Origin of the sequence: Bacillus sp. UMB0728, assembly GCF_002858875.1 — a bacterium.
Lineage (GTDB): Bacteria > Bacillota > Bacilli > Bacillales > Cytobacillaceae > Bacillus_AB > Bacillus_AB infantis.
The window spans coordinates 42,246-61,219 of sequence record NZ_PKLA01000010.1; the positions used below are offsets into that span (position 1 = coordinate 42,246).

An 18,974-nucleotide genomic window follows, 5' to 3' on the forward strand; every position below is an offset into this window, starting at 1 on the left:
GAGACACACCTCCTTAAAGTCCGTGATGTGGTAATAGGGAATTTCCCTCCCACTCAACTTGTAGTCTTTATATTAAAAATAAAGAACATAGCAATTTGTCCAGCCTCGTTGTCCGAGACATACTGACCTATGAAATAGTAACATTTTTAAAAGCGGATTTCAAGTTTTTCAGGCTATAATTTTTCAATTTGTGTAAAATCGAGCTCGACAGGAGTTTCCCGCCCGAACATATTAACCAGAACTTTGATCTTCGCTTTGTCTTTATCAATCTCTTCAATGGAGCCCGTGAAGTTCGCAAAAGGACCTTCGTTCACCTTGACGGTCTCGCCGATTTCGAAGTCGATGTCCACGCGCTTTTCATCAACGCCCATGCGCTTAAGGATAACATTTACTTCCTCAGGGAGCAATGGCGTCGGCTTTGAGCCCGACCCTGCCGAACCGACGAACCCTGTAACGCCCGGTGTATTGCGGACTACATACCAGGAGTCGTCTGTCATGACGATCTCGACAAGCACATAACCCGGAAATACCTTTCGCTTCACCACTTTTTTCTTGCCATTCTTAATATCTGTTTCTTCTTCTTCAGGCACAATCACGCGGAAGATCTTATCTTGCATCGCCATTGTTTCCACCCGTTTTTCCAGGTTGGCTTTTACTTTGTTTTCATAACCTGAATAAGTATGGACTACATACCAGTTTTTTTCCATTCAAGAGGACTGTTCGTCCTTCCCTCCCTGTCTAAATAAAATCAAACTTCCCTCTGTAGGTTTCCAATATACCTGTGAACACGGCCGGATCCTGTTTACTCCTCCGGCTCCCTTAAAGAGTTCCGCTCTTCCCAGGCCAAAACAGGCGCGGATGCCTGTCTTTTTTTAAGCAAATGAAAAAACCCGTTTCCGGGCTTTGCAGAAGTTTCCTGTGTTATTCTCCATTATACCATGAGATTACAGGAGTTATTCAAGAATTAAACGAATCAATTCAGAAATACCTAAGTCAAGAACGGCGAAGAAAAGGGCGAAGAACGTTACTGTCACAAGGACTGTTATCGTATAGCTGGTGAGCTCCTTGCGCTTTGGCCAGCTGACCTTTCTCATTTCGCGTCCAATATCACGGAAAAAATTCACGGTTCGTAACCTCCAACTTTCAAGGGTTGCTTGCTGATCTATGGATGAGTGCTATTGCTATTTTGTTTCCCGGTGGACAGTATGAGCCTTGCATGTATCACAGAACTTTTTTAATTCCATACGCTCTGATTCTTTATTGCTCATGGTCGAATAGTTGCGGGACCCGCATTCTGCACAAGCCAGTACAACTTTTTTCCTCATATCGGCACCTTCTTATTGCTTGTCTGTTTCCTTACAAACTTTAACATGGCACCCCTATCATGTCAATAAGAGTCAGAATCATAGGAAATAAGGATCTATTTGTAATAATTGGCTTTACAATGAAAATTCGCGGACTTCAAGATATCTCTCCAGCTTCCTCTTGACCCGCTGCAGGGCGTTGTCAATCGACTTCACATGCCTGTTCAGTTCCTCAGAGATTTCCTGATAGGACTGCCCGTCAAGATAGAGGGCAAGGACCTTCCTTTCCAGATCGCTCAGGAGCTCGGACATTTTCACTTCAATGTTGTCGAATTCCTCCTGGTTGATGATCAGCTCTTCCGGGTCCATCACCTTGGCGCCGGAGATCACATCCATCAGCGTCCTGTCCGATTCTTCATCATAAATCGGCTTATCAAGCGAAACATAGGAATTGAGCGGTATATGCTTTTGGCGGGTGGCGGTTTTGATCGCTGTTATGATCTGCCGGGTGATGCACAGCTCGGCAAACGCCTTGAAGGAAGACAGCTTGTCCTCTTTGAAGTCCCTGATGGCCTTATAGAGGCCGATCATGCCCTCCTGGACGATGTCTTCTTTATCAGCGCCTATCAGGAAATAGGACCTTGCCTTGGCACGCACGAAATTCCGGTACTTTTGGATCAGATAATCCAAAGCCTCGCTCTCGCCCCTGTGGACCAATTCAATTATCTCTTCATCTTCGAGCTGAAGATAATTCTTTTCCTCTTCGTTGATCATCGTCTTGAAATCGGTACTCACACAGATCCCCCTGACCGCACAAACCACTGGATAGAAATATTATACAGCAGGAAAATTTTGAGCGTCAACCGCTCATTTCTGTCCTCTGCGCCATTTTTCAAAAATTTCTGCCACTTCATCAGTGAGCGGGATCTTTGAAACCGGCTTTTTTTCCTGAATTTTCTTCACCTTTTTTTCGATCCTTTTTTCCGTGCTCTCCATCTCGATCAACAGCTCCCGCGCGGATATGCGCAGGGCGCCCTGTCCGAAAATGGCCCATTGCTCGGTATAATCGGACGTGGCGACATGGATTTGTGTTTTAATGTTGTTCAGGCTGATGGCGAGTTTTTCAATGCGTTCATCTGCTGACTCATTTTCTTTTGTAAAAACAACCTCGACTTTATAGTTCTTGAACTTTTTCTCTGTTCCTTTGACATAATGGGCATCAAAGACGATGATGACCCGGTATCCTGAGTATCCCTGGAATTCCGCCATCTTTTCTACAAGCTTGTCCCTTGCTGCACCAAGATCCTTGTTCTTCAGCTCCCTGAGATCAGGCCAGGCGCCAATGATGTTATAGCCGTCCACTATAAGGATGTCCATCTTTTATCCCTCTAGCGGATGGCGTTTGCGGTATACCTCATACATTAAAAGTGCTGCTGCAACAGAAGCGTTCAGAGATGTTACATGCCCGGCCATCGGCAAATGGATCAGAAAATCGCACTTGTCGCGGATCAGGCGGCCCATCCCCTTTCCTTCACTGCCGATCACAAGGCCCAGCGGCATAGTTCCGTCAAAACGGCGGTAATCCTCGCTTCCCTTTGCATCCGTCCCGGCGATCCAGACACCTTTTTCCTTCAGCTCATCAATCGTCCTGGCCAAATTGGTCACTCTTGCGACGGGGATATGCTCGATTGCACCGGTCGATGCCTTCGCCACTGTGGCGGTCAGCCCCACTGCCCTTCTTTTCGGAATGATGATGCCATGGGCACCGACAGCATCTGCCGTCCTCATGATGGAGCCCAGGTTATGGGGGTCTTCAATCTCATCCAGCAGCAGGAAAAACGGAGCTTCATTCTTTTTCTCCGCTGCCGCGAAGAGATCATCCACCTCTGCGTACTCATAGGCCGCGACCGCTGCCACGACGCCCTGGTGAATTCCTTCTGCCATCTGGTCAAGCTTCTTCTTCGGCACAAACTGCACAAGCACCCCGTTTGTTTTGGCAAGGCCGATAACCTGCTGCATTTGCCCGCCCTGGGATCCTTCCGCTATAAAAATCTTGTTGATATCCCGCTCAGCCCTTAAGGCTTCCAGCACGGGGTTTTTCCCAATAATAAAATCCTGGCTCACTTTCCTTGCCCCCCTTTCCTTTCTTCGGCGTGAAGGAAGGCGGCAGAGATGATTTCCTCCAGCCGCTCCTCCGCTCCAGCTAAATATAGATAGCCAATCAGCGCTTCAAATGCAGTGCTGTACCGGTATGTCTGCACATCAGTATTTTTCGGGATGGTTCCGGACTTGGCATTCCGCCCCCTCCTGACAACGGCAGCTTCCTCTTCATCCAGAAAGTCCGCTTCAAGGAATTTATGGATCACATAGGACTGCGCCTTGGCGGATACATAAGCCGTCGCCTCTTTATGAAGGAAGTTCGGCCTCACGGTCCCCTTCTGGATCAAGTGATTCCGTACATACTGCTCAAATACAGCATCGCCCATATAGGCAAGCGCGAGGCTGTTCAGCTGCTTTTCATTGACTTTATTTTCGTAGCGGAGCATGACGTCAGCCTCTTTTCCATCTTGTGCCCTGGGCCGTATCTTCCAGAATGATGTTCATTTCCTTCAGCTGATCACGGATCTGGTCGGAAAGCTGGAAGTTCCGCTCTTTCCTCGCCTGGTTGCGCTTTTCAATCAGCGCATCGATCTCATCATCCAGCAGCTCTTCGCCGCCAAGCGACAGACCGAGGACATCGAACAGAATTTCAAATTCTTTCATGAAGGCTTCGATTACTTCGACGCTCGTATTCTTTTCCAGCAGATAATAATTCGCCTGCCTTGAAAGCTCGAACAGGACGGAGATCCCGTTTGCTGTATTGAAGTCATCATCCATTTCCTTGATAAATTCCCCGTGGAGATCTTCAATCTTCTTCAGCCATTCGCTGTTGTTGTCTGTCAGCTCGGCGCTTGCTTCCTTCCGGTGTGCAAGGTTCTGATAAGAAGTTGTGATTCTTTCCAGCCCGCTGCGTGTATTTTCAAGCAGCTCATCGCTGTAATTGATCGGGTGGCGGTAATGGACAGAAAGCATGAAGAATCTCAAAACCTGCGGATCATGCTTTTTGATGATGTCATGCACAAGGACAAAGTTGCCAAGCGACTTGGACATCTTTTCATTATTGATATTAATATACCCGTTATGCATCCAATAGCGCGCAAATGTCTTGCCTGTCAGCGCTTCGGACTGGGCGATTTCATTTTCGTGGTGCGGGAACGAGAGATCCTGGCCGCCGGCATGGATATCAATCGTGTCGCCAAGATATTTCCTCGCCATGGCAGAGCACTCGATATGCCAGCCCGGACGTCCTTTGCCCCATGGGCTTTCCCAGGATATCTCTCCTTCTTTCGCCGTTTTCCAGAGTGCAAAGTCAAGGGCATCCTGCTTTTTCTCCCCTACAGCAATCCTGGCTCCGACACGGAGTTCGTCAATGGATTGCTGTGACAGCTTGCCGTATTCATCGAATCTTCTGGTGTGGAAATACACATCTCCATTTGATTCATAGGCAAATCCTTTCTCAATCAGGGCCTCGATGAACTGGATGATAAGATCCATGCTCTCAGTTACGCGCGGGTGCACATCCGCCCGTTTGCACCCAAGCGCTGACACATCCTCAAAATATGCATCGATGAAACGCTCGGCAATGGATGGAACATCCTCCCCAAGCTCCTTGGCAGCTCTGATCAGCTTATCATCCACATCCGTAAAATTGGAGATATATTGCACATCATAGCCCCTGAACTCCAGATATCTTCTTACCGTATCAAAAACGATCGGCGGACGGGCATTTCCTATATGGATATAGTTATATACGGTCGGTCCGCATACATACATTTTGACTTTCCCTTCTTCAAGGGGGATAAACTCTTCCTTCTGCCTGGACATTGTATTATAAATAGCAATTGCCATTATTTAAGGCTCCTTTCTCTTCTCAAATCCTCCAGTTCGACCTGCATCTCCTGAAGCTTCTTCTCCATCTCGACCAGCCTGTCGCTCACTGGATCGGGCAGATCGCTGTGGTTGAGATCCTTCTTAAGCTTTACGCCATCTTTGATGACCACCTTGCCCGGAATCCCCACTACCGTTGAATTGGGGGGAACATCCCTAAGGACGACCGACCCCGCTCCCACTTTCGAGTTCTCGCCGATGGTGATGGAACCTAAAACCTTCGCACCGGTGGCTATCAGGGCATTATCTTTGATGGTCGGGTGGCGTTTTCCTTTTTCCTTGCCGGTCCCGCCGAGGGTGACGCCCTGGAACACCGTCACATTATCGCCGATTTCGCATGTCTCGCCGATCACTACGCCCATGCCGTGATCAATGAAGAAACGCCGGCCGATTTTTGCACCAGGGTGGATCTCAATACCGGTGAAGAATCGGCTGATCTGGGAAACAACCCGGGCCCAAAAATAGAATTTCCTTTTGAACAGGGCATGTGCCAGCCGATGTGCCCATATGGCATGGACTCCGGAATACGTAAGTATAACTTCAATATAGCTCCTGGCTGCGGGGTCCTGGTCAAAAACCACCTCTATATCCTCTTTAAGCCTTCGGAACATTTGTTCTCCCCTCCCTGTTATTGCCTATCTGACGGTTGAAATTTATCTTCCGGACAGCCTGCATCCCTTCAGGGAATTCCCTTCCGGAGCGGCTCATATACGAGTGACCGGGTGCTCAAGCAGGCCTCGGGCTGTTTATTCAAGCCCGGCAAGCTTTGATCCTTAACAACAAAAAAGCGCCCCTGTCATAATGACAGAGACGCTGAAAGCGCGGTTCCACTCTGTTTAGGCACATGTAAAAAAGGCCCCAACTCTGCCCTGTTAACGGTAGGAAATCCGCCCAAATCTACTCTGTATTTTCGAAATGGGACTCAGAGGGGCACTTCAAAAAATGAGGGGCCTGAACCACTTTCAGCCGGTGATGGTTCTCTCTTTCAGCCTTATCCCGTTATGGGCCAGGCTATGAAGCATCATTTTTCTACTCTTCCTCTTCAACACTTTTGAATCATGAAATTTGAATTACTCTTACTATATTACATTTTTGCCAAGATGTTAATCATTAATGCTTGCCAAACGATTTTTTACCTTGTCTTTTCCTAAAAGAGCGATGGCCTTAGGAAGATCCGGTCCATGTGTCTGGCCTGTAATGGCTGCACGTACAGGCATGAACAGCTTCTTGCCTTTATGGCCTGTGCCTTTCTGGACTGCCTTCAGGGCTGCTTTGATTTCTTCTGCCGTAAAATCTTCCAGGGAATCAATCTCGGTCAGGAAGGCAGAAAGCACTTCCGGCACCTGCTCTTCGCTCAGGACTTCTTTCGCTTCTCCATCATAGCTGACGTCCTCTGTGAAGAAGATACCTGAAAGGTCAACGATTTCAGCGCCATAGCTCATTTGGTCCTGGTAAAGGGAAATGAGCCCGCGCACCCACTCTTCATCTGCGGCTGTCAGGTTTTCACTTACTTTTCCTGCCTTGATGAGATGAGGAAGTGAAATTTCCACCAGCTTATCGAGTTCTTCCTGCTTGATGTATTGGTTATTCATCCATGTCAGCTTCTGCTTATCAAACAGAGCTGGCGACTTTGAAAGCCGGTCCGCTTCAAAGATATTGATCAGCTCTTCCTTCGTGAAGATCTCTTCTTCTCCGGCAGGCGACCATCCAAGCAGGGCGATGAAGTTGAATAATGCTTCCGGAAGATAGCCAAGGTCTTCGTACTGCTCGATGAACTGGATGATGGATTCATCCCGCTTGCTGAGCTTCTTGCGGCTTTCATTGACGATGAGCGTCATATGGCCAAAGACAGGAGGCTCCCAGCCGAAGGCCTCATAGATCATCAGCTGCTTTGGTGTGTTGGAAATATGGTCGTCCCCGCGCAGTACGTGGGAAATTTTCATCATATGGTCATCGGCAGCCACCGCAAAATTATAAGTTGGAATTCCATCTTTCTTTACGATGACAAAATCGCCGAATCCGTCAGACTCAAAGGAAACTTCGTCCTTGACCATATCATTGAATGCATAAACCTTCCCTTTGGGCACGATGAATCGGATGCTTGGCCTGCGGCCTTCAGCCTCCAGCTTTTCCCTTTCCTCCTGGGTCAAATGGCGGCATTTGCCGGAATATTGGGGGTTGTCTCCCCTTGCCATCTGATCTTCGCGCTCTGCTTCAAGCTCTTCCTCTGTGCAATAGCATTTATAAGCAAGATCTTTATCCAGGAGCTCCTGGTACAGCTCTTGGTAGAGATCATTCCGTTCTGACTGGCGGTACGGGCCGTATCCCCCATCTTTATCAATGCTTTCATCCCAGTCGATTCCAAGCCACTGCAGATACTTCAGCTGGCTTTCCTCTCCGCCTTCAATATTCCTCTTAAGGTCGGTATCCTCGATCCTGATGATGAATTTCCCGCCTTTTGAGCGTGCGAACAAATAGTTGAACAGCGCTGTGCGGGCATTGCCTATATGTAAATGTCCGGTTGGGCTTGGCGCATAGCGGACCCTGATTTCATTAGACATGAATAAGCCTCCTATTGTAGTCATTTTCCTTCTTCTTTGCTATATTCTAACACCGTGTTTTTGCCTTATAAAGCTAATTTTTTCGGGGGGGGGGCTCAGTCCTTTTTCTGCAGCAGGACGGCAGCCTGTGAAGCGATCCCTTCGCCCCTGCCCGGAAAACCGAGCTTTTCTGTTGTCGTTGCCTTGACATTGATGCGGTCCGCATCTGCCTGCAGCAGCTCTGCAATCCGCTCTCTCATCTGGCCGATATAAGGCGCCATTTTCGGCATTTGCGCAATGATGGTGCAATCGGCATTCACAAGCTTATATCCTTTCTCATCTACAATCTTCCATACATGCTCCAGCAGCTTGGCTGAATCAGCATCCTTGAATTCAGGATCTGTATCCGGAAAGTGCCTGCCGATATCGCCTTCCCCTATTGCCCCGAGACACGCGTCTGCAATGGTATGAAGAAGCACATCCGCATCAGAATGGCCCAGCAGCCCCTTTTCATAGGGAATTTCAATACCGCCGATAATCAGCGGCCTTCCTTCGGTTAATTGATGTACATCAAAGCCCTGTCCAATACGAAACATAGTATATTCCCCTTTATGTCAGTTACTTCGAGCTTCACGTTTCCGGATAATCGCTTCTGCAAAATAAAGATCCTCCGGGGTTGTAAGCTTGATATTATCATAATGTCCTTCAACGATTTTTACAGGGATGCCGAGCCGTTCTGCCAGGCTGGCATCATCTGTGCCGAGGTAATCCTCCTCAGCCGCTTTCTGATGAATGTGCAGGAGGGTGGAAACACGAAAAGCCTGTGGGGTTTGGACTGCCCACAGACTTGATCGTTCAACTGTTTCCAGGATTTGATTGCCGACAGCCTTTTTCACAGTATCCTTCACCGGCACGGCCAGTACTGCGCTGCCATCCTGATCCGCAGCCTCCGTCAGCTCCCTGATCAGGTGCTGGTCGATGAAGGGGCGGGCCGCATCATGCACCATGGCAATGCCATTGCCCTGCAGCTCCTTCACCGCATTATAGACGCTGTATTGGCGTTCGGATCCACCGGGAACGAGTCCAATGACTTTCTTGATATCGTAAAAGGCAAGAAGCTCTTGGATCTCCGCCTTCTCGGAAGGATTGACCGCAAGCAGGATGCCAGTACAATCCGGATCGCTTTCAAACACCCTCAGCGTGTGTATGAAAACCGGCACACCGCGGATCTCAAGCAAAAGTTTATTTTTGCCGGCGCCCATCCTTTTCCCCTGGCCTGCAGCAGGAATAATTACCTGATAAGGCATAAACAGTCTCCCAACTCTCTTTTATAAAGCTTTTTCAAGCAGCTTAGGCTTTGCAAATATCATGCGGCCCGCAGAGGTCTGCAGCACGCTGGTGACAAGGACATCGATGTGCTTGCCGATATAATCGCGGCCATCTTCGACGACAATCATTGTACCGTCATCCAGATAAGCAACACCCTGATTATGCTCTTTCCCGTCCTTGATGACCTGCACCTTCATCTCTTCTCCAGGCAGCACCACCGGCTTGACCGCATTGGCCAAGTCATTGATATTGAGCACAGATACCTTCTGGAGCTCGCATACCTTGTTAAGATTAAAGTCATTTGTCACCACAACACCGTTCGTCAGCTTTGCCAATTTCACAAGCTTGCTGTCTACTTCCTGGATCTCCTCAAAGTCCCCTTCATAAATCTCGACCTTGATGGAAAGCTCCTTCTGGATACGGTTCAGGATATCCAGCCCCCGCCTCCCCCTGTTCCTTTTCAATACATCTGAAGAATCAGCTATATGCTGAAGCTCCTCAAGGACGAACTGGGGTATGACGATGGTTCCTTCAAGGAAGCCCGTCTGGCAGATATCCGCGATCCTGCCGTCAATGATCACACTTGTATCCAGAATCTTTAATGCGTTTTTCTCAACTGGCTCTGCTTCCTCTTCACCGGATTTCTTTTTCCGGCTCGTAAATAATCCCAGAAGCTCATCCCGCTTTTTAAAGCCCACCTGGAAGCCAAGATAGCCAAAAATCAGCGTCAGCAGGATCGGGGCGACCGTATTGACAATCGGAAATTCGATTGCATTGAGCGCAAAGCCGATCAAAAATGCCACTATCAGGCCGAAAGCAAGGCCCACACTGCCAAAAATAATATCTGTTATAGGCGCTTTCACCAATGATTCCTCTACCCATCTCACGAAATTGGTTACATAATCAACTGCCCAAAAAGATATAAGATAAAAAATAATGGCACCTAAAATAGCGGACACATACGGATTATTTAAAAGAGGAATGTCGTCCAAAGCAACTAGCCCGAGCAAGTCCGGAATCAAAAAGATCCCAAGGGTCCCCCCGGTAATAAGAAAGCATGCCTGTACAATGCGTTTTAACATTCCTTCACCTCCTTTTAATCATTATAAACAAATTCCCTGAATTGAAACCTGCAGAATATGTTAATTTGGTTTTTTGTAACATTATTTAAATATAATAATATCGGAGGTTTTATATACTGATACACCTTAAGCGTAGCACCGTGCAAACAGAGTGTCAAATAATATAAAACCACCATTTTAGCATACTGTATAGACCAATTCAATGGGCAATTAAAGCTGACGGTCCGCAAACAGCTGCTCCTTGACCAGCTTGAGGCCCTCACGGATTTTTCTCGCCCTGACTTCACCGATGCCTTCCACCTCATCAAGATCCTCTACTGAAGCTGCTGTGATTTCAGGAAGCTCCTGGAATCTGGTGATGAGATTTTCAATAATGATTGGCGGGAGCCGGGGGATTTTATTAAGCATCCGGTACCCTCTTGGACAAATTCCTTCATCCAGGTGGACATAGCCGCTATAGCCGATCAGCTTCAGGAGGATGCTGTCCTCGATCGTTTCGCCGCTTGCCAGCTCCTGCATTTTGCTGATTGCTTCCTTCGTGCTGACATCCTTATCAAAGGCATAGTCTTTGATGATCAAAGAAGTTTCCTTTTCCATGTCAGTCAAGAGCTCGTTCATCTGCAGGCGGATCAGCCTGCCTTCTGTACCCAGTTCACTCAGGTAGGACATCAGTTCCTGCTTGATCTTCAGCACCATCTCATAGCGGTGCAGCACCTGAAGAACATCACTGTAGGTCACAAGCTCTTCAAACTCAAGGATCCCGAGGCTTGCGATGCTCTGCTCCAGCACCACTTTGTATTTCTCAAGCGTCTGGACTGCCTGGTTGGCTTTTGCGAGAATGACGGCGATGTCTTTCAATGCATATCTGAAATGGCCCTGGTAGAGTGTGATGACTGTCCGCCGCTGTGAAATGGCAACGACAAGCGCCCCTGTCTCCTTTGCCACCCGCTCTGCCGTCCGGTGCCGCATCCCGGTTTCCGAAGAAGGGATGCCCGGGTTCGGGGCAAGCTGGGCATTGGCTATAAGAATCTTGCTGCCTGTCTCATTCAGGACGATGGCGCCATCCATTTTGGCCAGCTCATACAAATAACTTGGCGTGAAAGGGCAATTGATCTGAAAGCCCCCATCTACAATCGCCTTCACCTTTTCATTGCAGCCCAGTACAATCAGTCCGCCTGTGTTTGCACGCAGGACATTATCGATCCCTTCGCGTATCGGTGTTCCCGGTGCCAGAAATTTCAAAATGTCGCTCCGGGTCTTTTCGCCCAGCTTTTTATTGTCCATATCTTATCCTCCTAATGCCGCTTTTAAGGCCTCGCTGACTGTATTAACCCCGATTAGCTGCACGCCCGGCGGAGAGTCCCAGCCTCCAAGGTTCTTAGCAGGAAGGATGATCCGTTCAAACCCAAGCTTAGCAGCTTCCTGGACACGCTGTTCAATCCTGGAGACACGGCGGACTTCGCCGGTCAAACCCACTTCTCCAATGATGCAATCAGAGGCCTGTGTTGGCTTATCCCTGAAGCTTGAGGCAATGCTGACGGCAATTGCCAGGTCAATCGCAGGTTCATCCAGCTTAACGCCGCCTGCCACCTTCAAATAAGCATCCTGATTTTGCAGAAGCATCCCGACACGTTTTTCAAGCACAGCCATTAAAAGCGGGACGCGGTTATGATCGATCCCGGTTGCCATCCTCCGCGGATTCCCGAAGCTCGTCGGGGAAATGAGCGCCTGAATTTCAACCAGCACCGGCCTCGTCCCTTCCATGGAGGCAACAACTGTAGATCCGGATGCCCCCTGGGAGCGCTCTTCAAGGAATATTTCCGATGGATTTTCCACCTCTTCAAGGCCGAATTCCTTCATTTCAAAGATGCCCATTTCATTGGTCGATCCGAAACGGTTCTTAACAGCCCTGAGAATGCGGTACGTATGATGCCTTTCACCCTCGAAGTAGAGGACTGTGTCAACCATATGCTCGAGCAGCCTCGGGCCGGCAATCGATCCTTCCTTCGTGACATGCCCCACGATAAAGATCGCGATGCCTTTGGTCTTTCCGATCCTCATCAGCTCCGCGGTACATTCCCTTACCTGCGAGACGCTTCCAGGGGCCGAGGTGATATCCGGATGAAAAACAGTCTGGATTGAATCAATGATCACAAAGCTGGGATTTTCATTTTCAATGGTCCGGCTGATTTCCTCGAGATTCGTTTCTGCATATACGAGCAGCTTATCTGATACAACCCCAAGCCTGTCAGCCCTGAGCTTTGTCTGCCTCATGGATTCCTCTCCGGAAATATAAAGAACAGAATGATCCTTCCGGGCCAGCTGGGAAGATACCTGCAGGAGGAGCGTCGACTTCCCGATTCCGGGGTCGCCCCCGATCAGAACAAGCGAGCCCCTTACCACCCCGCCTCCCAGAACGCGGTTGAGCTCCTTCAGGTCTGTATAGATCCGCGGTTCATTGACTGTCTCAATTGAGGTGATCGGCGTCGCTTTAGAAGCAAGGGTTACGCCTGCCGAATGGGCAAATGCACCTCTTCTTCCTCCAGCTGCAGGCTTCTCCGTTTCCTCCACCATTGTATTCCACTGCCCGCAGGCAGGACATTTGCCCATCCACTTGGCGGACTCATAGCCGCATTCCTGGCAGATGAATTTGGTCTTTCTTTTTGCCATCCGTTTCTCCCTTTCTATTTCATTCTCTTCTATTGTGAAAAGTGCACCATTAGTTTCATTATAGGGAAAGTATATTATACTTCCCCGCTTATATAAAAATGCCTGTCCAAGGAAAGTAGTGGAAATGGCTGATTTTTTATATAAGGACAGATTGAAATGCCTTCAATGGAAAAAAGGTACACGCATTGTGCACCGTGTACCTTTTTTATTATATAATATGACGTTTATTTAGATAAGTTTGTTGCAGTTTCAGGAGATTCTTCTGTTTTCACGACAAATTCCCCATCTTCTACATCGATAATGACATTCTGCCCTGTCAGCACCTGGCCCTTCAGCAGCTCCTCTGACAAACGGTCCTCGATATGCTTTTGGATCGCGCGGCGGAGCGGCCTTGCACCATACTCAGGGTCGTACCCTTCCTCGGAAATTTTCTCTTTTGCCTTATCGGTCAGGCCAAGGACAATTTCCTGTTCCTGCAGGCGTTTAACCAATTGATCGGAAAGCAATGTAACGATTTCCTTGAGATGTTTTTTCTCAAGGGCGTGGAACACGATGATTTCATCGATCCGGTTAAGGAATTCAGGGCGGAAAGCCTTCTTAAGCTCTTCCATTACCTTGCCTTTCATATCCTTATAGTCCTGCTCTCCATCCTGGATGTTAAAGCCGACATATTTATTGCGTTTCAGCGCTTCTGCCCCGACATTGGATGTCATGATCAGGACTGTGTTGCGGAAGTCGACTGTCCGGCCTTTAGAATCTGTCAGGCGTCCATCCTCAAGAACCTGAAGGAGGATATTGAATACATCCGGATGTGCTTTCTCAATCTCATCCAGAAGGACAACTGAGTATGGCTTCCTGCGGACTTTTTCTGTCAGCTGGCCGCCTTCCTCATATCCTACATATCCCGGAGGTGAACCAACAAGACGGGAAGTTGAATGCTTCTCCATATATTCAGACATATCGATGCGGATCATTGCATCTTCATCGCCGAACATCGCCTCTGCAAGCGCACGCGCAAGCTCAGTCTTACCGACCCCAGTAGGGCCGAGGAATACGAAGGAGCCGATTGGGCGCTTAGGATCTTTCAGCCCGGCACGCGCACGGCGGACCGCTTTGGAGATCGCCTTGACCGCTTCTTCCTGGCCAATGACTCGGGAATGAAGAATTTCTTCCATGTTCAGGAGCTTGGCTGTTTCTGTCTGAGCCAGCTTCGCTACAGGAATTCCAGTCCAGCTTGCTACTACATGTGCAATATCATCAACTGTGACTTCGCTGTTTTCCTTCCCCTGCTTCTCTTTCCAGCTCTTCTTTGTTTCCTCCAGCTGCTCGCGCAGGCGCTGTTCAGAGTCTCTGAGGGATGCAGCTTTCTCGAACTCCTGGCTTTGGACGGCAGCATCTTTTTCCTTCCTGACTTCTTCAAGCTTCAATTCAAGCTCTTTCAGGTTAGGGGGAGTAGTGTAAGAACGCAGGCGTACTTTTGAACCTGCTTCATCAATCAGATCGATCGCCTTATCCGGAAGGAAGCGGTCTGAGATATAACGATCAGAAAGCTTAACAGCTGCCTCGATGGCTTCATCTGTGATGGATACTCTGTGATGGGCCTCATAGCGGTCGCGCAGCCCCTTAAGGATCTGAACAGACTCATCTGCTGTCGGTTCATCTACCGTGATCGGCTGGAAACGCCTTTCAAGCGCAGCATCCTTTTCGATATACTTTCTGTATTCATCCAGGGTAGTGGCGCCGATGCACTGCAGTTCGCCCCTTGCAAGGGATGGCTTCAGGATATTGGAAGCATCGATTGCCCCCTCTGCTCCTCCTGCACCAATCAAAGTATGAAGCTCATCGATGAAGAGAATGATATTGCCAGCCTGGCGGATTTCATCCATTACTTTTTTCAAGCGGTCTTCGAATTCGCCACGGTATTTTGTTCCGGCAACAACTGTCCCCATATCCAGTGTCATAACCCTTTTGTCGCGGAGGATCTCCGGCACTTCATTGTTGATGATCTGCTGTGCAAGTCCTTCTGCGATGGCTGTCTTACCGACGCCAGGCTCCCCGATCAGGACCGGATTGTTCTTTGTCCGGCGGCTCAGCACTTCAATGACGCGCTGGATTTCCTTGCTTCGGCCGATGACCGGATCAAGGCTGCCTTCCCTGGCAATGGCTGTCAGGTCTCTTGCAAGGCTATCAAGGGTCGGCGTATTGGCGCTTGCTGCTGATCCTCCCTGATGGCTTCCTGAATCATTGCTGCCCAGAAGCTGGAGCACCTGCTGCCTTGCTTTATTCAAGCTGACTCCCAGATTGTTCAGCACCCGTGCGGCAACACCCTCACCCTCACGGATCAAGCCGAGCAGGATATGCTCTGTGCCAACATAAGAGTGGCCCAGTTTTCTGGCCTCATCCATTGAGAGCTCAATGACCTTTTTAGCCCTTGGTGTATAGTGGGGAGTCTGTGAGGAATCCTGGCCGTGGCCAATAAGGTTTTCCACCTCTTTTTGGATCTTTTCAGAGCCCAGTCCGAGTGCATAAAGCGCCTTTGCAGCAATCCCTTCTCCTTCACGGACGAGGCCGAGCAGGATATGCTCTGTGCCGATATTGCTGTGTCCTAAGCGAATGGCTTCCTCCTGTGCTAATGCCAATACTTTTTGAGCTCTTTCAGTAAATCGTCCGAACATCATAATTTCATCCTCCCGACTATTGTTTTTCCATTTTCAATCTTTCGCGTATAAGTGCAGCCCTTCTAATATCACGTTCTTCAGGCCGGAGCGGCCCGCCGGCATATTGCTGCAGGAAACCGGGCTGTGTAAGAATCATCAATTCATTTAAAATATTTTTGGGAATATCTTTGATGTATCCCATATCTATACCCAGCCGGACATCAGATAAGCATTTTGCCGCTTCTTTTGATTCAATGATCCGGCTGTTGGAGAGAATCCCATAGGAACGGTACACTCTGTCTTCTAATTGTATGTTTGAAGTCTTTGCTAATGCTTCCCGGGCATATCTTTCCTGGGCGATGAGCTGGCCCACGACACTCTTCAGATCTTCTACGATATCTTCCTCAGACTTTCCGAGCGTGATCTGATTGGACACTTGAAAAATATTGCCCAGCGCCTCGCTTCCTTCGCCATATGTCCCTCTCACCACAAGCCCCAGCTGATTGATGGCCGGGATGATCCGGTTCATCTGATGGGTGAGCATCAGACCTGGGAGATGCATCATGACAGAAGCCCTGAGCCCTGTTCCGACATTGGTCGGGCAGCTGGTAAGATACCCGTAGTCTTCATCAAAGGCAAATTCAAGGTTCTCCTCCAGCCAGTCATCCAGCTTATTGGCCATCTCAAGTGCCTCGGTCAGCCTGAATGCAGGAAACAGGCATTGAATCCGGATATGGTCTTCCTCGTTGACCATGATGCTGACCTCTTCATTTTCTGACAGGAGACAAGCCCCGTAAGGAGACTGCTCAGCCAGATTGGGGCTGATCAGATGCTTTTCAACAAGCACCCTTTTCTGGAGGGGCTGAAGACTTCCCATCTCTAAAAGCTCCAACCCTCCAAGCCCTTTGAAAGGCTTCTCGGTTGAAATCTTCCTGATATCTTCAATGATGCTCTGTCCTTCTTCATTTGAAAAAAGAGTAGGAAACTTATATATATTCATATTCCTTGCCAGACGGATGCGGGAGCTTAGCACAATATCAGAATCAGGGCCTTCCGCACTCATCCAGGAACTGACCGCCTGGCTGATGAAACGTTCCAGTGACATGATATCAGTCCCCCTCCCTGCCGCTGCTCAGCTGTTTTTCAAGGGACCGTATCTCATCCCGGCGCACGGCAGCTTTTTCAAACTCTTCCTGCAGGATCAATTCCTTCAATTCTTTTTTCATATCCTCAATCTTTCTCCTGAGCTGAATGCTCCCGCCGGCTCTCGCCGGTATCTTCCCTCTATGGGACCAGTTCCCGCTGTGGAGGCGCTTCAGGATCGGGTCAAGCTGCCCCTTGAATTCCGAATAGCAGTGGGCACAGCCAAACCGTCCGATTTTAATGAACTGCTTAAAAGTCATCTGGCATTTGCTGCACTGCAGAACTTGCTCCTGCGGCCTTTGCTCCTTTTTCGGCTGCTGCAGACCAGGCTCAATATTCAAAAGCCCCGCCAGCAGGCTGTTAAGGGAAAAGCCTGAAGCCTGATTATTGATCATGAACATTTCGCCTTTTTCCTTGGCGCAGACCTCGCAAAGATGGAATTCGGTCTTCCCGCCATTTATGCTCTTTGTAAAATGCAGCGTTGCCGGCCTCTGATTACATTCTTGGCAAATCATGCACTCACCTCTCCAGCTGCTTATTCTTTATTTATACTTCAACGAAGTCAGCATTGCTCTCAGCATTCTTGATCGCAATTCATCGCGGAACGGAAGCTCTATATATAAAACCGACCGGTCGATTACACTGAGCATGATTTTAGCTTCGCGGCGTGTGATGACTTCCTCTTCCACCAGGCGCAAGATGACGCTCTCAGCGCTTCCCTGCGATATCCTGCTTTGGATCAGCATCAGCAGCTGATCAATCAGGTCCGCATGATCATAGGATTGTACCTTCATGATCCGGATATATCCTCCGCCGCCCCGCTTGCTTTCAACAATATATCCTTTTTCGATTGTAAATCGGGTATTAATGACGTAATTGATCTGCGAGGGGACACATTGGAATTTATCAGCCACTTCGCTTCTTTTGATCTCGACACTTTCCCGTTCACTCAGCTCCAGGACTTCCTTCAGATATTTCTCGATTATGTCGGATATATTCCTCACCAGGCCTCCTCCTCCCTGACTTTGACTATATTTGACTTTAATTATAAATGAATTATGTAAAAAGTTGCAAGATGGATGCCTTATTAATTTTCCCATTTAATAAATATCTCAAACGTAACAAGAGCAAATTCTTCCAGCTGTATAGAGTATTCAGAAGATGGGCTTTTGGGTGCTTGTCATGGGTGGGAAATTTGGTTTTGGTGAAAGGGGGGACGTGTATGCAGGGTACGTTTGCAGCTGGCAGGGGAGGGCAGCCGGAATATACGGGTGAAGGAGGGAGAGTGAATGCGAGTGGGGATAATGGGAAGTTGAATGGGAGCTAAGTTGGGGTGGGTTGAGCTGGGGTGAGCTGGGTTGAGGGAGATTGGATGGGACGTTTCTTTGCTTGGCAATGGTGTGTGGTAAGTGGATGAGTGAGAAGTTCGCTAGACGATTTGATTAGACGCAGGAGTTGGTAAACTATTTGGCAGAACGGTTAGATATGACGTTAGGTTGGTAGGATATCGGTAGGAGTGATTAAGTTCGCGGTTTTTGCTAACAGCTCTCTTATGTCGGATAAAAACCAGGTTTATTCATCCATCAGGGCTTTTCTTTTTCCAGCCCATGAAAGTGCTAGGTGACGGTGCTACTGTGTTTGGACTTGAACGAAGATGGCAATCTATTGATGGAGCTTGCGGATGGGATCCCGCGATTTTTGTGGCAATTGGTAAATTAAGCGAGGAATTCGGTAGATTAATCGGTCGTTTGATTGAATAAATCGTTGAGTTGGTAAATTAATCGGTCATTTGATTAAATTCACAGTTTAAACGCCTGCTAGCTCATATATTTGATTTAAAACACTGCTTGTTTGCCCGCCCGGCATCTATTTTTCAGCCATTTGGGGAAGTTTGCGGGCAGACTATGACTGTTTTGTGGCAAATGGTAAATTATTTAAGGAATTCGGTAAATTAATCGTCCAATTGATGAAATCCATATTTCAAACAGCCGCTCTCCCTTTTTTCAAACCACAAGCAACGCTCTTAAAGCCCTCCGGCTATTCATTTTCACCAAACGATCCCTTTTCTGATCAAAACCCACTCCAACATAAACTAAAAAGCACAAAAAAAGAACAGTCTCACAGACTGTTCTTCGTTTCGCCCGGCAGCGTCCTACTCTCACAGGGGGAGAGCCCCCAACTACCATCGGCGCTGAGAAGCTTAACTTCCGTGTTCGGTATGGGAACGGGTGTGACCTTCTCGCTATCGCCACCAGACTATTT

General features: G+C 48.5%; 19 protein-coding genes and 1 rRNA gene. All 20 read right to left on the minus strand.

Going from position 1 to position 18,974, the window contains the following annotated elements; all coding sequences use genetic code 11:
- Positions 1–173: 173 nt before the first annotated feature.
- The 20 genes from nusG to rrf all read right to left on the minus strand — a co-directional run bounded on the left by nusG (position 174) and on the right by rrf (position 18,968).
- Positions 174–707: a transcription termination/antitermination protein NusG gene (nusG, locus tag CYJ37_RS25480; RefSeq protein WP_009791553.1), complete on the minus strand. Its 534-nt coding sequence runs from the start codon at positions 705–707 to the stop codon at positions 174–176.
- Positions 708–953: 246 nt separating this feature from the next.
- Entirely contained in the window at positions 954–1,124 is a 171-nt protein-coding gene (secE, locus tag CYJ37_RS25485) for a preprotein translocase subunit SecE (RefSeq protein WP_009791552.1), read from the minus strand.
- A 57-nt stretch (positions 1,125–1,181) separates the two neighbouring features.
- Positions 1,182–1,325 carry a 50S ribosomal protein L33 gene (rpmG, locus tag CYJ37_RS25490; protein ID WP_009791551.1) on the minus strand — a complete coding sequence of 48 codons (144 nt, stop codon included), beginning with the start codon at positions 1,323–1,325 and terminating at the stop codon, positions 1,182–1,184.
- 114 nt (positions 1,326–1,439) lie between these two features.
- Entirely contained in the window at positions 1,440–2,078 is a 639-nt protein-coding gene (gene sigH, locus CYJ37_RS25495; protein WP_009791550.1) for an RNA polymerase sporulation sigma factor SigH, read from the minus strand.
- 93 nt (positions 2,079–2,171) lie between these two features.
- Positions 2,172–2,681, minus strand: a complete 510-nt coding sequence (locus CYJ37_RS25500) for an NYN domain-containing protein (RefSeq protein WP_009791549.1) — start codon at positions 2,679–2,681, stop codon at positions 2,172–2,174.
- A 3-nt stretch (positions 2,682–2,684) separates the two neighbouring features.
- Positions 2,685–3,428, minus strand: coding sequence for a 23S rRNA (guanosine(2251)-2'-O)-methyltransferase RlmB (gene rlmB / locus CYJ37_RS25505; RefSeq protein ID WP_009791548.1), 744 nt, complete (start codon positions 3,426–3,428; stop codon positions 2,685–2,687).
- Complete coding sequence (locus tag CYJ37_RS25510) at positions 3,425–3,850, minus strand: Mini-ribonuclease 3 (RefSeq protein ID WP_101552837.1); 426 nt, start codon at positions 3,848–3,850, stop codon at positions 3,425–3,427. The genes rlmB and CYJ37_RS25510 overlap by 4 nt, the downstream gene beginning before the upstream one ends.
- Positions 3,851–3,854: 4 nt before the next feature.
- Positions 3,855–5,252, minus strand: a complete 1,398-nt coding sequence (cysS, locus tag CYJ37_RS25515) for a cysteine--tRNA ligase (RefSeq protein ID WP_009791546.1) — start codon at positions 5,250–5,252, stop codon at positions 3,855–3,857.
- Positions 5,252–5,902, minus strand: a complete 651-nt coding sequence (gene cysE, locus CYJ37_RS25520; protein ID WP_009791545.1) for a serine O-acetyltransferase — start codon at positions 5,900–5,902, stop codon at positions 5,252–5,254. The genes cysS and cysE overlap by 1 nt, the downstream gene beginning before the upstream one ends.
- A gap of 492 nt (positions 5,903–6,394) precedes the next feature.
- Positions 6,395–7,852, minus strand: a complete 1,458-nt coding sequence (gltX, locus tag CYJ37_RS25525; protein WP_101552839.1) for a glutamate--tRNA ligase — start codon at positions 7,850–7,852, stop codon at positions 6,395–6,397.
- A gap of 95 nt (positions 7,853–7,947) precedes the next feature.
- Positions 7,948–8,427, minus strand: a complete 480-nt coding sequence (gene ispF, locus CYJ37_RS25530; protein ID WP_009791542.1) for a 2-C-methyl-D-erythritol 2,4-cyclodiphosphate synthase — start codon at positions 8,425–8,427, stop codon at positions 7,948–7,950.
- An 18-nt stretch (positions 8,428–8,445) separates the two neighbouring features.
- Positions 8,446–9,138: a 2-C-methyl-D-erythritol 4-phosphate cytidylyltransferase gene (gene ispD, locus CYJ37_RS25535; RefSeq protein ID WP_101552841.1), complete on the minus strand. Its 693-nt coding sequence runs from the start codon at positions 9,136–9,138 to the stop codon at positions 8,446–8,448.
- 21 nt (positions 9,139–9,159) lie between these two features.
- A complete protein-coding gene (locus CYJ37_RS25540; protein ID WP_009791540.1) occupies positions 9,160–10,242 on the minus strand; it encodes a PIN/TRAM domain-containing protein in 1,083 nt (360 codons plus the stop codon).
- A gap of 210 nt (positions 10,243–10,452) precedes the next feature.
- A complete protein-coding gene (gene disA, locus CYJ37_RS25545) occupies positions 10,453–11,526 on the minus strand; it encodes a DNA integrity scanning diadenylate cyclase DisA (protein ID WP_009791539.1) in 1,074 nt (357 codons plus the stop codon).
- A 3-nt stretch (positions 11,527–11,529) separates the two neighbouring features.
- Entirely contained in the window at positions 11,530–12,912 is a 1,383-nt protein-coding gene (gene radA, locus CYJ37_RS25550; protein ID WP_009791538.1) for a DNA repair protein RadA, read from the minus strand.
- 224 nt (positions 12,913–13,136) lie between these two features.
- Positions 13,137–15,590: an ATP-dependent protease ATP-binding subunit ClpC gene (gene clpC / locus CYJ37_RS25555; RefSeq protein ID WP_101552843.1), complete on the minus strand. Its 2,454-nt coding sequence runs from the start codon at positions 15,588–15,590 to the stop codon at positions 13,137–13,139.
- Between the two features lie 16 nt (positions 15,591–15,606).
- Positions 15,607–16,674, minus strand: coding sequence for a protein arginine kinase (locus CYJ37_RS25560; protein ID WP_009791536.1), 1,068 nt, complete (start codon positions 16,672–16,674; stop codon positions 15,607–15,609).
- Positions 16,675–16,678: 4 nt separating this feature from the next.
- Entirely contained in the window at positions 16,679–17,227 is a 549-nt protein-coding gene (locus CYJ37_RS25565; protein WP_009791535.1) for a UvrB/UvrC motif-containing protein, read from the minus strand.
- Positions 17,228–17,254: 27 nt separating this feature from the next.
- Positions 17,255–17,719, minus strand: coding sequence for a CtsR family transcriptional regulator (locus CYJ37_RS25570; RefSeq protein WP_263623464.1), 465 nt, complete (start codon positions 17,717–17,719; stop codon positions 17,255–17,257).
- A 1,132-nt stretch (positions 17,720–18,851) separates the two neighbouring features.
- A 5S ribosomal RNA gene (gene rrf, locus CYJ37_RS25580) occupies positions 18,852–18,968 on the minus strand.
- Positions 18,969–18,974: the final 6 nt, after the last annotated feature.